Below are 13,485 nucleotides of genomic sequence, written 5' to 3'. Positions count from 1 at the left end.
ATAGCACGTTGTGCTCACGTCTCGACGCGGATAGCCAACCGCTGAGATGACGGTTGTCCGGATGTTCAGGCAGAGGATAACTGGCCTATATTATCAAGTTATAAGTCGGCAAAGCGCCCATCAGCATGTATGAGCGCTACTGACGAACTGTCCACGATCGGGGATCCGATCTGGAAGGCGATCCTCGAGCATCCGATGGTCACCCAGCTTGGGGAGGGAACCCTCGACGAGGAGCCCTTCCGTTACTGGGTCCGCCAGGACTACGTCTATCTGATCGAGTACGCCCGCGTGTTCGCCCACGGCGCGGCGATGGCGCCGGACCTCGAGCGGATGGGGACCTTCGCGGAGTTGCTGGATTCGACGATCAACACCGAAATGGATCTGCACCGTGCCTATGCTGAGACCTTCGGGATCAGCGAGGCCGAACTCGAAGCGACTGAGCCGTCGCCGACGACACAGGGGTATACCGATTTCCTCGTCCGGACCGCAGCAACGGGGACCTTCGGTGACCTGATCGCCGCACTGCTGCCCTGTATGTGGGGGTTCAATGTCACCGGGAAGCGCTTGGCAGAGCAGGGCCGGCCCGACCACGAGGGGTACGCCGAGTGGATCGATATGTACGCCGGTGAGGAATTCACGGAACTCACCGAGTGGTGCAAGGACCTGATGGACGACGTGTGGGCCGAGTCGACCCCCGACGAACGCGACCGCTATCGTGAGCTGTTCCGGACCTCCGCACGTTACGAGTACCGCTTCTGGGACGCTGCTTGGCGACAGGAAGCGTGGTCGATATGAGCAGCCGTGATTCCGTCGCCGACACGTTCGACGAGTACGCTGCGACCGTCGAATCCGAGTCCGGCGATAGCACAGACGGCGACGAACCGCGGTTTACAGAGTGGTGTCGAGCGCGGTCTGAACCTAACTGGACCGCCGCGACCGAACATCGGTTCACCGAAGAACTACACGCCGGGACGCTCGACGACGCGGCGTTTCGCCGGTATCTCGTCCAGGACTACGCCTTCCTCGAGACGTTGGTCGGGACCTTCGGCCACGCGCTCGGCGATGCACCCTCGATGGCTGCCAAGTCCCAGCTCGCGGACTTCCTCGGGACGCTCACCGACGACGAAGACGACTACTTCGAGCGCTCGTTCGACGCACTCGAGGTGCCCGCTGCCGAGCGAACTGATCCCACGCTGATGCCGGTGACGCGGGCGTTACAGGACCTGCTTGGGCGTGCCGCGCGGGAAGGCGGCTATGCAGAAACGCTTGCAGCCCTCGTCCCGGCTGAGTGGATCTATCGGTCGTGGGCCGGCAAGGGAACGGAACTGCCAGAGCGGGAGTATCTCGCCGAGTGGGTCACCCTCCATGACAATCCTGCATTCGATGCGTTCGTCTCCTGGCTCCGGATGGAACTGGACCGGGAAGGGGCTGCCGCATCGAACCGGCGACAACAGCGGCTGGCACGGCTCTTTGACCGAACAGTCGAGTTGGAAGTTGCCTTCTTCGATGCTGCGTTCGAAACGCCAGCGGATAAGCCGGAAGATGCCGCTCCGGACGGTGATGGTCGGTGGTGAGCACGACCGTCGCGATCGGCCTGACCGTCGCAGTACTTGTCGGGTTCACCGCCGCCGGTCTCTGGTACTCGCGACGGACGGTCGGAACCGTCGAAGACCTGATCACGGCTCGAAATTCGACCGGAACCGGACGGATGACGGCGACGCTCGTCGCCTCCGTGATGGGCGTCTGGATTCTGCTGGCGGCTCCGGAGGCTGGCGCGAGTTTCGGAATCGCCGCCGTCGTCGGCTACGCGATCGGCGAGGCGCTCCCGATGCTCGCCTACTCGAGAGTTGGGCCACGAATTCGGGAGGTGATCCCGAACGGTCACTCACTGACCGAGTACGCCCACGCCCGCTACGGCACGGCGATGTACGCGTTCGTCCTGCTCGTGAGTGGGCTGTACATGTTCGTCTTCCTGGCCGCCGAGCTAACCGGGATCGCCGGCGCGCTCTCGCTCGTGGCCGGCGTCCCGCAGTGGCAGACCGCCGTCCTCGTCGGCGGGTTCGTCCTGTTGTATACGAGCTACGGTGGGCTCCGGGCGTCGATCTTCACTGACTCGATTCAGGCGTTGCTCGTCCTCCCACTACTGGTCGTTGCCTTCGCGGGTGCGATCGTCTCACTCGGCGGTGCCGGCGAGATCCATGCCGGAATCACGTCTACGAATCCATCACTGCTTGATCCTGGCTTCGTCCCAGGCCTCCAGTTCGGGCTCGCGCTGGCCTTTGCGATTCTCGGCGCCGAGTTGATCAACCAAATGTGGTGGCAGCGAATCTACGCCGCCGAGGACGGACAGACGGTCGAACGCGGCTTTCGTAACGCCATCATCGCGAACGGCCTCATCGTCTTCCTCGCGGGTCTCTTTGGCCTCGTCGCCGCCGGCAGCGCCGATATCGTGACCGACGTGACGAGTTCGGCATACAACGCCGATATCGCCTTCTTCATCCTCTTGCAGACCGCCTTCCCCGAATGGATCGTTCTTGCGGTCGTCCTCCTCGCGCTCTTGCTAGTGATGAGTTCCGTCGATACGCTGTTCAACGCGCTCTCGAGCATCGTCACTGCGGATCTTCCCCGGCTGCTGTCCGACCCGGACGACCGGGCGCTCAAACTCGGCGCACGACTGCTGACCGTTGTCGTCGCTGTGAGTGCGATCTACGTCAGCCTGCGGGCCCGGAGCGTCCTCCGACTCTTTTTCCTCGCCGATCTGCTCGGTGCGGCGGTCGCGTTCCCGCTTCTATATGGCCTTTACTCGGAGCGGCTCACCGGTGCAGGCGCACTCGCCAGTAGCGTGCTCGGGCTCGCGGTCGGGCTCGCGTACTTCCCCGATTTCGCTGGCCGCTTGCGCTCGATTCCGGTCCTCGGTGGTCTCCTTCCAGCCGCGGACCCGCTCTATCTGACCGCCTTCGGTGGGGCTTTCCTCGTCTCGACTGCCGCGACGCTGGTTGCGGCGCGACTTTTCGCCGGCGAGTACGACCACGGCGAGCTCACGACCGAAATCCAGCGACTCGACGAGCCGACGACCGACGGCGGGGAGGTGCGTGACTGATGGCCGTCCTCGGTCCGACGCTGTTTGCCGTGTTGCTGTGGGGCGCACTCCTCGGCGTTGCGATCGTGTTCGCCTACGAACTATATGCCATCGCCGCCGACGCTGGCTGGCTCAAGAGCAGGTGAAACCGCTGCTATCGAAGCTCTGTCTCCTCGTTTGTTCGGTGAGAACGGAACTCTCAGTCTCCAATTAATTCCGGGTGTGGAGCCAACAGTTCTATGTATGATATTGCCACCAGTGGTATCATGGCGCACGCTCCAGAGAAACCGGTACAGTACGTCTGCGAAAAATGTCAGATAATTCATGCTGGCACACCGATCCACGAATCCGGCGGCGAGCATACGTTCGAGCCTCCTGATTCGTGTGGCGGGTGTGACGAATCATCATTTATCAAACTTACTAACTGGGTACACCAACACAAGTGAACTGCCTCGGTCCCTGAGGTACTCGGCCTGCTTTTCTCTGTAGACGCTGTCTCCGCGCCGTTTGGCTCCGCTGGCGCTCCGTTCGCGAAGTCGTTGCGCTGCTGACTCACTCGTCTCGAAATACTTGCCGGAAGAGACGACTGCCTTTCTGATCCCGATCCACGGCGAACGAGCGTTTTGGGGATGCTCGACTGGAACGACGCGGAACGTGGCCGTCACAGAGGGCGGCGCATCTGCCCCCGGTCGGTCGCTTGATGAGATACCGCCCCATCAAACGAAACGATGAGCGAGACAGACCATATCCAACGGTTCGCGGTTTCGGCAGACAGCGAGAGCGAGACAAAGACGGTCGTCGAGGCGCGGGACTTCGAGTTCGTCGTCGATGAACCTGCAGCATTAGGCGGCACCAACGACGGCCCCAACCCCGTCGAGTACCTCATCGGCGCGTGGGCCGGTTGCCTCAACGTCGTCGTCCATACCGTCGCCGAAGAACGTGGAATCGACCTCGACAACGTCGAAATCGAGATTCAAGGCCCCCTCGACCCACGGAAATTCCTCGGCGCGACCGACGACGTCCGAGCGGGCTATCAGGAGCTTAGTGTGACAATCACCGTGTCGAGTCTGATGCCGACCGGGACGCTCTGGATGCGTTGAGCGAGACGGTCGAGGAACGCTGTCCCGTTGGCGACAACATCGGGAATCCGACGCCAACGGACGTGAACATCGAACCTATTTGATCAGTCAGCTGATGTACCCCTGCCAGTCACGCCCGGCGACCGCGCCGAACTGTTCGAGATCGCGCCGAGTACTCGTGACCGCAGGCCATCTCAATCGTCGTCGCTCGCTCGTTCCCGGTCGGCAAACGTCGATTCCGGACCGGGGAGGTCCTGAATAGAACGGTCCATCCACGTGTACGGGACATACGGTTCGTCATCGACCTCGAGCCACGTTTTGTGCCCTCGTGTGTGGCTGTCCCACATTGGTCGGAGTCCGGAGTCGAACCGGTTGTCGAGTGATTTCTGTGCCTGCTCGCTGAGGTCGAATACAAAATCATCCGACAGGTCCCAGAAATCACGGAAGAAGGCGGCGAACTGGGGACTCATCCGCATACTGCTCTCGTAGGTCTTTTTTACGTCGTCGATGAGATCGTTCTGGGTACGAATCCGCTCACGTTCTTCGTCATACCATTCGGAGACAGGCTGTGCTTTCTCAGTTCGTTCTGTGCGCCTCTCTCGGCGACGCGTTTTGGTCGCTTCCTCGTCGAGTTCCCACTCGCCCTGGACGGCGGAGTTGTGTTGGGCTTCGCCGTCGACTTTCTCGACGACGACACCGTAGGCGTCTTCCGCGTGGCGGGGCAGGACGTAGCCGTCGTGGATGTCCGAGAGGACGTCTTCAGGGTCGCGTTCCAGTGGATCACCAAGCCCCGAGCCGCCACGGAGGTAGTTCAGATACATGTCGTAGTCGTCGAACTCTTTGGGCGTGCTGATCCCTTCGGGTCGGCGGGTGATCTCGCCGTCGACCTTGGACTCGAAGTCGCCGCTTTCGGGGTCGAGGTCATGCTGTGGGTAGTCCTCGCCGTTCTCGAAGCGCTCCTCGAGGTCGGTATCCCGAGCGTTGAGGATGTAGCCCGACGCAGCGGGATAGCCACCGAAGAGGCCGCCGTCGCTGGTCATGTAGCCGTTGCCCATCTCGTAGAGGAGCCACCTGCTGACGTCCTTGACCGTTCGCATGGATTCGAAGCCGGCCCCGCCTGCCCGGCGCCCTACACCGCCGGTATTCGGTTTGACCGCTCGTCCGAGGAACGGCAGCGGTTCGACCATCTCCCACGCTTCGGCATCACCCATATCGCCCTCGGGGTTCCAGACCGCCGACGCGTGGGGCTCGCCGTCGTCGACGTAGCGGGCACCGACGCCCTCACAGGCCGATTCGAAGGAGTTGACGGCGTGGAGTTTGTCGAACTGGTCGATACCACCGCCCTGGAGCCAGTTCGAGGTGTTGGCGTTCCCGGCGTTGATCTCTTCCCAGAAGCCGCGGGCGAAGTATCCTCTCGAGAGGTGTTGCCAGAGCGGTGCCCACGCCGACACCAGGAAGTGCCAGGCGTAGGCATGGGCAGTCTCCGTGTTCTGGGTGTTGGCCCACGAACCGACCGGCAGGTGGAAATCACAGGCGTAGTAGGCACCGTCGTTGACCAACTCGTTCGGGATGACGGTCTGCGTGAGCATCACCCAGATACCGCCCTGTATCGCGGCCGGCGTACAGTTAAACGGATGCCAGCCCCACTTGTTGGCGCCCTCGAAGGAGACCTGAAACGTCCCATCCGCTCGAATGTGGAGCTCCGAAGGAGCGTGCATGATGTGGTTCTCCTGGGCGTACTCGCGAGTGACGTGTTCTTGGCCCTCGTAGAGCGCATCGACGAACGAGGCACCGCGGTACGTGCCGGGTAACAGAGTTCGTTTGATTCGGCTCCGGAAGCCTCGACGACCGTCCTCAACGGCTTCACGAGAGAGTTGCTTGAACGTCTCTATCCCATGCTCGGCTATCAGCTCTTTGACCGAGTGTCGAATCATCAGACAGCCAGTCATCCGCGTCCGCTCGTCGAGTTTCAGGAAGTCCGGCGTCCGCGTCTTGGCGGGATATTCTTTCTTCCAAGAGTTGTAGAGTTCGAAGTTCTCACCGATCTTGCGAGCCGTGTAGTAGGCACCGTCGCCGAAGCGGGAGGCCTGCGAGACGTTCATGCTTCCCGGCCCGATCGCGCCGGTGTCGATGACGTGATTCACGCCACCGACCCAGGCGATGAGTTCCCCGTCGTGGAAGATAGGGATGATCGTCATAAGATCACACGGATGAACGTCACCGACGTGGGGATCGTTGTTGACGAAGATGTCTCCGGGCTCGATGCCGGGACTCTCCTCGTAATCGTGATTGATCATGAACTTGATCGCCTCGCTCATCGTGTGGACGTGGACGATGATCCCCGTCGAGACGGCGATCGAATCGCCCTCCGGAGTAAAGAGGCCATAACACAGTTCACCCTCCTGCTCGACGATCGGCGTCGCGGACACTTCCTTCGACCTCTCGCGTGCCGTCACGAGGTCGCCGCGGAGGCGCGCGTACAACTGCTCGTATCGGATCGGATCCTCGTTTTTCAACGTCAGCTCCGACAGGCCACAGTAGTGGCCCGTCGCTTCTGTTTTGTCCTCGAGTTCGGCCAGCTGCTCGCGGAGCGTCCGACCGTTCCAGCCGATCCCTTCCCCGCGTCGTTGCTTCTCTCGTACCGCTTCTTTCTCGCGTCGTGCTTCGGCGCGTCGGTCGTCAGCGTGATCGGACGGGCTCATAGTTTACTGAGTAGTGCTTTGGTTCGGTAAACTGGTGTTCGTGGGCCAATTCTAGCTCGCGACTGTCTCGTACGGTTAGTCTCCATACTCGAGGTCCTCCAGGATGATCGTGTGTTCGCCGACCACGAAGTCGCCGGAAATGTCGTCGTGGAGCAGGATCGATTGGGTCAGATCGTCGATTCGTGCCTTGCCGGTCAGTGTCCGGTCAGAGATTCCGATGCAGATGCGATTTGCGTCGAATTCGGTCGCGAACTCGACGAGCGTGGACACGTCGTATCCCTTCGGGAGCGCGGTGATCGTGTAGTCTACCCCGTAGTTGATCATGGGGTTTACTTCCTGAATGAGCGGACCGAGACACCGGACAGTCGGCAGTCGGAGAAGGTGAACCCGTTCACCTTCGTCAACGACGGATCCGAGGATTTCCCTCACGGACGCGTCGTGTTCGACCGACTTGATGATGATGATCGTCGTCATTCTTGTGGACCAAAGAGCAATGCACAGAAGTTGTGCTCGACGCGGCGAAGGCGTGCGGAAAGTGTCGACCTGCTGATATCCAATTCGCTTGCGATCTCCTCCGCTGTCACCTCCTGTGGCACCTTGAAATAGCCCATCTGGTAGGCCGTCTCGAGCACCTCCAACTGCTCTTTGGACAACTTCCCGGACATGCTCTGTTTGATTTTGTTGCTCCCGAGTGGAAATCCGATACTTTCAGTCTGCGTCGTGCCGAGCAACTCGAGCGAGCCGTGCTCACCTTCGATTGCGTTGGCTACCTCTTTGAGATGGTTCCAGTCACGAACGGATGCCATCACCTCGAGGTGAGCGTTCTTTCCGACGATCCGGTGTGGAATCGCCTGATTTTGTGTCAACAGCGATAGAACGGATGCGTCAGAATGGTCTGCCATCACACCGATATAGTAGATGTGCCGATTCAGCTCTGCCTGTGTTACGTCGACGATCTGCATTGATGGTAATTGATCTGATAACTGTTCCACTGAGATCTCGGAGTCGAACCGAACTGATAAAAAGAGAAAGACCATATCACCGAAAGCTGGTAGCGCGTTGTCAATTTCGACACTCGTGACCTGTTCTTCGATGTTGAATAGGCGGGCCGAAATCCCCGCTAACCCGATCTGAAATTCGATTCTAAGCATCGTTCAGCACAACCCCTTGCAACCTACTGCTGTGAACGCTGTTTTCCCCACGTCGGCCCCCACTGTTGGGACTTCACGGAACTGTGTAGACATTGATTGTTATCAGATCAGCTCCGTTACGACGGAATCAGTAGTCGAACTAACATAATCTACTTTGTTGATAATTATCACGGGTGTAGTTGGCATACGCTATCGGGTCATAAAAACCCCTGTTGTTTTCAAATCCGTTACCTAAGGGGACTGTCAGTGGGCCGCTCGACGAGTTCGATACGGACGCCGTTGGCTGCTCGTCGCTCGAGAAAGGCGACGGACGCGTCTCCCGCGCCCTGACGTGGCACCTCGTCTGCGAGTGGCACGCCAGCCGTGTGCAACGCCGCGAGTTGCTCTTCGAGGTCGTCGACGCGGAACGCAACGTGGTGTAACACCGCCGGCCGTTTTGCTGTCTCGAGATCGGCAGCGAGACCGGAATCCGGTTCGACTGGTTCGACGAGTTCGACTAGACTCTCGCCGACCCTGATGAAGGCGATCTCGACGCCGAACGCCGGGACTCGTTCGACCGCTCCGACCTCGAGGCCGAGGCGTTCGAACAGCGTCCGGTTCCGGTCGATGTCGTCGACGAGGATACCGAGGTGATCGATCTTGGAGACCATGGGTTAGCTGATCTGACGTGACTCGTCTTTCCAGTAGGGTCCACGGAGTTGTTTTTTGTCGATCTTCCCATAGGGTGTTGTCGGGAGTTCCGCGACGACATCGAACGATTTCGGCACCTCGTAGTTGGCGAGTCGAACCACACAGAACGTCTTCAGTTCGTCCCGGTCGATCGTGTCGTCTTGCGGGACGACGACGGCCTTGACCGCTTCACCCCACTCGTCGTCCGGAACGCCGATGACGGCGACGTTTGCGACCTGGTCGTGTTGCTGGATGACCTCTTCGACGGTAACTGAGTAGACGTTCATACCGCCGCTGACGATGACGTCCGAATCCCGGTCGACAATGTAGACGAAGCCGTCCTCGTCCGTTTTGCCGATGTCACCGGTGTGGACCCACCCGTTGTCTATCGTTTCTTCGGTCTTTTCGGGCATCTTGTAGTACCCTTCCATGGAGTAGGCGCCGCGGGCGAGAATTTCGCCCGGCTGGCCGGGCGGGACCTGCTCGCCGTCGTCGTCGACGATCATCACCTCACACATCGTGGTCGGGAGGCCACACGAGGAGAGTCGTTGCTCGTCGTCGGGGTCGTGTGCGCCCTTCGGTAAGACGGTGATGAGATCCGGCGTCTCGTACTGGCCGTACAACTGCAGGAAGACGTTCCCGAGTTTGTCGAGCCCCTCGCGAAGTCGATCCGGCTTCATCGGTGCTGCGCCGTAGACGAGCGTCTCGAGCGACGAGGTGTCGTACTCCTGTTCGTCGAGCAGGTCGAGGACGCGATACACCATCGTTGGGACCATGAACGTCCAGGAGATCTCCGCCTGGTCGATGAGGGTGAGCGCATGCTCGGCGTCGAACCCCTGTGTGATTACGTGGGTACTCCCTTGAGTCAACCCGCCAGCCATGATAAGGCCGGCCGAGTGGGGCAGTGGTGTCATCAACAGGAGCCGGTCCCGTGGTTTGATGTCGAGTTCGATTGCGTGTGCGAGCGCGTTCAGTGCGAGGTTCTCTTGAGTGTGTTTCACGCCCTTTGGATCGCCGGTCGTCCCGCCCGTATGAAAGATACCGGCGAGCGTAGAACTCGAGACGGAGACATCCGGGGGGTCCGAATCACCCGTTTCAAGCAGACGTTCGAACGATTCGACGTCGTAATCGCCCTCCAGTTCGGCACTGGGTGACGCATCGATCGTGATGACTCGATCTAGTGTTGACACGTTTGGAGCGACCGTCCGGGCAGTCTCGATGAGCCCCGGACCCACGACGAGCGTACTGGCTTCGCTGTTGTTCAGCATATACTCGACGTCCGCTGCCGACAGCATGTCGTTCAGCGGGACCCTCGCGAGACCTGCACGGGCGAGCGCGATGTCGACGACGGCGTACTCGGGGCGGTTCGACATCAAAATCCCCACACGTTCCTCCGTCTGGAGGCCGAGACCGACGAGTGCACTGGCGAGGCGTGAGGAATCGTCGTCGAGATCGCCGTAGGTCAGCGTCTCGTTCCCGTAGGTGATGGCGGTCGCAGTCTCATAGCGACTGAGAACTGACTCGTAGAGCTGTTTCAGCGTTGGCATACTCTGTTCTGACATGGTTCGTTTGATCGCATAAAGACGGGAAAGCGGTCTCTCGAGAACTTACGCCGACTGCGTCTCCGGCGTCGGAATCGGCTCGCCGATCCAGTCCTCGTAGAAGGTCTCGATGTCCGGTTCGAACTCGTGGATGATGGGGTATCCCGGCATGACGTTGGTCACTTCGAGCAGCGTCTGACAGCCCGGGCAGAAGTACTCCCGAAGCTCCATGTAATCCGGATGGGGATGCATGTCTTCCGGATAGATCTCGAGGTACTCTTCTTCCGTATCCCGGACGTTGATCAGTGCGTCATGCTTCCAGTTCTCGTCGTGTTCACAGAACTCGTGGCCACAGTCGCACTTGATGACCCATCGGTCCTCCGACTTCGCGACGACGTACAGGTGGTCCGCATACGGGATAACGATCGGATCGTCCCAATCGACCCGTTCCTGAAGGACGTCACGGACCTGCTGGAACCGGTCCGCGTCCTTGAAGTCGCTCATCATGTTGTGCAACTCGCTCCACTCTAGATTGTCGTCGACCAGGTCCTCAATGTGTTCGCGTGGGTATGATTCTGGCATTTGTATTCACCTCTGTATTAGTCGTCGTCCGTTGCTGGTTCCTTCGACGCCGTCTCGAACGATGCATCGGGACCTGACAGATCCTGAATCGATCTCTCACTGGTCCACGTGTAGGGCACCTCGGGCTCGTCATCTCGACCGACCCCGAGCCAGGTTTCGTGGCTCTTCGTCGGGTTCTTCCACTTCTTTTTCATGCCGGTCTTGAACCGGTTTTCGAGCGACTTTTCGGCGTCCTCACTCAGCGAGAACCGGAAGTCGTCCGGCAGCTCCCAGAAGTCGCAGTAGAACTCGGTGAACTGCTTGCTCATTCGCATGCTGCTCTCGTAGGTCTTTTTGACGTCCTCGATCAGATCCTCGTCGTCACGAATGCGCAGGCGTTCGTCCTCGTACCACTCGGAGACCGGCTGGGCTCTCTCTTCGCGTTCTTCCATCCGCTCTTCGCGGAGTTCTTCGGTCGCTTCCTCGTCGAGTTCCCACTCACCCTGCACGGCGGAGTTGTGTTTGGCCTCGTCGTCGACTTTGTTGACGACGACGGCGTAGGCGTCCTTGGCGTGGCGGGGCAGGACGTAGCCGTCGTGGATGTCCTCGACGACCTTCTCGGGTTCCCGCTCCAGCGGGTCGCCGAGGCCCGAACCACCACGGAGGTAGTTCAGGTACATGTCGTAGTCGTCGAACTCCTTGGGCGTGCTGATCCCTTCGGGACGACGGGTGATCTCGCCCTCGATCTTGGATTCGAAGTCGCCGCTTTCGGGGTCAAGGTCGGATTGGGGATAGTCCTCACCGTTCTCGAAGCGCTCCTTGAGGTCGGTGTCCTGGGCGTTGAGGATGTAGCCCGAGGCGGCGGGATAGCCGCCGAAGAGGCCACTGTCACTCGACATGTAGCCGTTGCCCATCTCGTAGAGCAACCATCGGCTCACGTCCTTGATCGTTCGCATCGACTCGAAGCCTGCGCCGCCCGTCCGTCGGCCTGCGCCACCCGTGTTGGGCTTGACGTTCCGCCCGAGGAACGGCAGCGGTTCGGTCATCTCCCAGACTTCGGCGTCACCCATGTCGCCTTCGGGATTCCAGATCGCCGCGGCGTGGGGCTCGCCGTCGTCGACGTAGCGGGCACCGGTACCTTCACACGCCGCTTCGAAGGAGTTGACCGCGTGAAGCTTGTCGAACTGGTCGATACCGCCGCCCTGCAGCCAGTTCGAGGTGTTGGCGTTCCCGGCGTTGATCTCCTCGCGGAACCCGCGGGAGAAGTACCCTCGTGAGAGGTGCTGCCAGAGCGGGGCCCACGCGGAGACGAGGAAGTGCCACGCATATGCGTGTGCTGTCTCCGTGTTCTGTGTGTTCGCCCACGAACCCTCCGGTAAGTGGAAGTCACAGCTGTAGTAGGCACCGTCGTTGACCAGTTTGTTCGGGATGACCGTTTGGGTAAGCATCACCCAGATACCACCCTGAATGGCGGCTGGCGTACAGTTATACGGATGCCATCCCCACTTGTTTGCCCCCTCGAAGGACACTTGGAAGGAGCCATCCTCGCGGACGTGTAGCTCCGACGGAGCGTGCATGAGGTGGTTCTCACTCGCATACGCTCGCGAAAGGTTCTTCTGTCCCTCGTAGAGTGCATCGACGAAGGATGCACCGCGGTAGGTTCCGGGCAGCATCGTCTTCTGGATACGACTTCGGAAGCCCCGGCGACCGTCCTCGATCGCCTCACGAGAGAGCTGCTTGAATTTCTCGATACCGTAATCGTCGATGAGATCGTTTACGGCATTGCGGATCATCAGACAGCCGGTCATCCGCGTCCGCTCGTCGAGCTTCAGGAAGTCCGGCGTTCTGGTCTTGTCCGGGAAATCGTTTTTCCAAGAGTTGTATATCTCGAGCTCCTCTCCGATTTTTCGGGCGGTGTAGTAAGCCCCGTCACCGAAGCGGGAGGCCTGTGAGACGTTCATGCTACCAGGCCCGACCGCACCCGTATCGATGACGTGGTTGACACCGCCAGCCCAGGCGATAAGCTCGCCCTCGTGGAAGATGGGGATGAGGGTCGCGATGTCACAGGGATGGACGTTACCCACGTGTGTGTCGTTGTTCACGAAGATGTCGCCGGGTTCGATCCCGGGACTCTCCTCGTAATCGTGATTGATCATGTACTTGATCGCCTCACTCATCGTGTGGATGTGCACGATGATCCCAGTCGAGATGGCGATCGAGTCACCCTCCGGTGTGAACAGACCATAACATAGCTCACCTTCCTGTTCGACGATCGGGGTCGCGGCGACCTCTTTCGAGGTTTCTCGCGCGTTGACCAGTTCGCCACGCAGCTGGGCGAACATCTGCTCGTATTCGATCGGGTTCTCGTCTTTCAACGAGAGTTTCTCGAATCCAGCATAGTGGCCCGTCTTCTCGGTCTTTTCTTCGAGGTCCTCGAACTGTCCGCGAAGGGTCTGTCCATCCCAGCCGATGCCTTCGCCGTTTTCTAGCTTCGTTTGGACCTTCCGTTTTTCCTCCTGCATTCGAGGAAAGCTCTCTCCGCTCTGTTCGTACTCTTCTTCTTCTGACGCGTCCGGTGGATGTTGTTCTGAACTCATATTTGCTTGTCTGACATCTTCATCTGTCTACAGCCAGATGTGGGCTGGTGCAGTGCACCCACCTCACTTCCGGGTTATCACAGTGCCTGCGATACCCACAGTGTGG

Annotated in this window: 11 protein-coding genes and 1 pseudogene; 5 read left to right on the top strand and 7 right to left on the bottom strand. The window is 59.9% G+C overall.

Features of this window, described 5'->3' with window-relative positions; all coding sequences use genetic code 11:
* Positions 1-129 precede the first annotated feature (129 nt).
* The 5 genes and pseudogenes from tenA (at position 130) to ACERI1_RS17630 (ending at position 4,262) form a co-directional block, all read left to right on the top strand.
* Positions 130-795 carry a thiaminase II gene (gene tenA, locus ACERI1_RS17650; RefSeq protein WP_373619776.1) on the top strand — a complete coding sequence of 222 codons (666 nt, stop codon included), beginning with the start codon at positions 130-132 and terminating at the stop codon, positions 793-795.
* Positions 792-1,574 carry a TenA family protein gene (locus tag ACERI1_RS17645; RefSeq protein WP_373619775.1) on the top strand — a complete coding sequence of 261 codons (783 nt, stop codon included), beginning with the start codon at positions 792-794 and terminating at the stop codon, positions 1,572-1,574. Before tenA ends, ACERI1_RS17645 begins: the two co-directional genes overlap by 4 nt.
* Positions 1,568-3,100, top strand: coding sequence for a sodium:proline symporter (locus tag ACERI1_RS17640; protein WP_373619774.1), 1,533 nt, complete (start codon positions 1,568-1,570; stop codon positions 3,098-3,100). Before ACERI1_RS17645 ends, ACERI1_RS17640 begins: the two co-directional genes overlap by 7 nt.
* Positions 3,100-3,225, top strand: coding sequence for a hypothetical protein (locus ACERI1_RS17635; protein WP_373619773.1), 126 nt, complete (start codon positions 3,100-3,102; stop codon positions 3,223-3,225). The genes ACERI1_RS17640 and ACERI1_RS17635 overlap by 1 nt, the downstream gene beginning before the upstream one ends.
* Before the next feature lie 582 nt (positions 3,226-3,807).
* A pseudogene (locus tag ACERI1_RS17630) lies at positions 3,808-4,262 on the top strand (OsmC family protein).
* Positions 4,263-4,352: 90 nt separating this feature from the next.
* Here ACERI1_RS17630 and ACERI1_RS17625 read toward each other — a convergent pair.
* The 7 genes from ACERI1_RS17625 to ACERI1_RS17595 all read right to left on the bottom strand — a co-directional run bounded on the left by ACERI1_RS17625 (position 4,353) and on the right by ACERI1_RS17595 (position 13,379).
* The gene (locus tag ACERI1_RS17625; RefSeq protein WP_373619772.1) at positions 4,353-6,860 is read right to left on the bottom strand and encodes a hydantoinase B/oxoprolinase family protein; all 2,508 of its coding nucleotides are present in this window, start codon (positions 6,858-6,860) and stop codon (positions 4,353-4,355) included.
* A 75-nt stretch (positions 6,861-6,935) separates the two neighbouring features.
* On the bottom strand, positions 6,936-7,334 hold the full coding sequence (locus tag ACERI1_RS17620; RefSeq protein ID WP_373619771.1) for a hypothetical protein: 399 nt from the start codon (positions 7,332-7,334) through the stop codon (positions 6,936-6,938).
* The gene (locus ACERI1_RS17615; RefSeq protein ID WP_373619770.1) at positions 7,331-7,762 is read right to left on the bottom strand and encodes a helix-turn-helix domain-containing protein; all 432 of its coding nucleotides are present in this window, start codon (positions 7,760-7,762) and stop codon (positions 7,331-7,333) included. The genes ACERI1_RS17620 and ACERI1_RS17615 overlap by 4 nt, the downstream gene beginning before the upstream one ends.
* Before the next feature lie 476 nt (positions 7,763-8,238).
* Positions 8,239-8,661 (bottom strand): VOC family protein, encoded by a 423-nt coding sequence (locus ACERI1_RS17610; protein ID WP_373619769.1) that lies wholly within the window; start codon positions 8,659-8,661, stop codon positions 8,239-8,241.
* 3 nt (positions 8,662-8,664) lie between these two features.
* A complete protein-coding gene (locus tag ACERI1_RS17605) occupies positions 8,665-10,242 on the bottom strand; it encodes an AMP-binding protein (protein ID WP_373619768.1) in 1,578 nt (525 codons plus the stop codon).
* Between the two features lie 45 nt (positions 10,243-10,287).
* Positions 10,288-10,803 carry an acetone carboxylase subunit gamma gene (locus ACERI1_RS17600; protein ID WP_373619767.1) on the bottom strand — a complete coding sequence of 172 codons (516 nt, stop codon included), beginning with the start codon at positions 10,801-10,803 and terminating at the stop codon, positions 10,288-10,290.
* A 17-nt stretch (positions 10,804-10,820) separates the two neighbouring features.
* Positions 10,821-13,379 (bottom strand): hydantoinase B/oxoprolinase family protein, encoded by a 2,559-nt coding sequence (locus tag ACERI1_RS17595; protein ID WP_373619766.1) that lies wholly within the window; start codon positions 13,377-13,379, stop codon positions 10,821-10,823.
* Positions 13,380-13,485: the final 106 nt, after the last annotated feature.

This window comes from Natrinema sp. HArc-T2 (assembly GCF_041821085.1).
GTDB lineage: Archaea > Halobacteriota > Halobacteria > Halobacteriales > Natrialbaceae > Natrinema.
The sequence above is the reverse complement of the archived record's forward strand: the minus strand, read 5'-3'. Positions and strand labels throughout refer to the sequence as shown.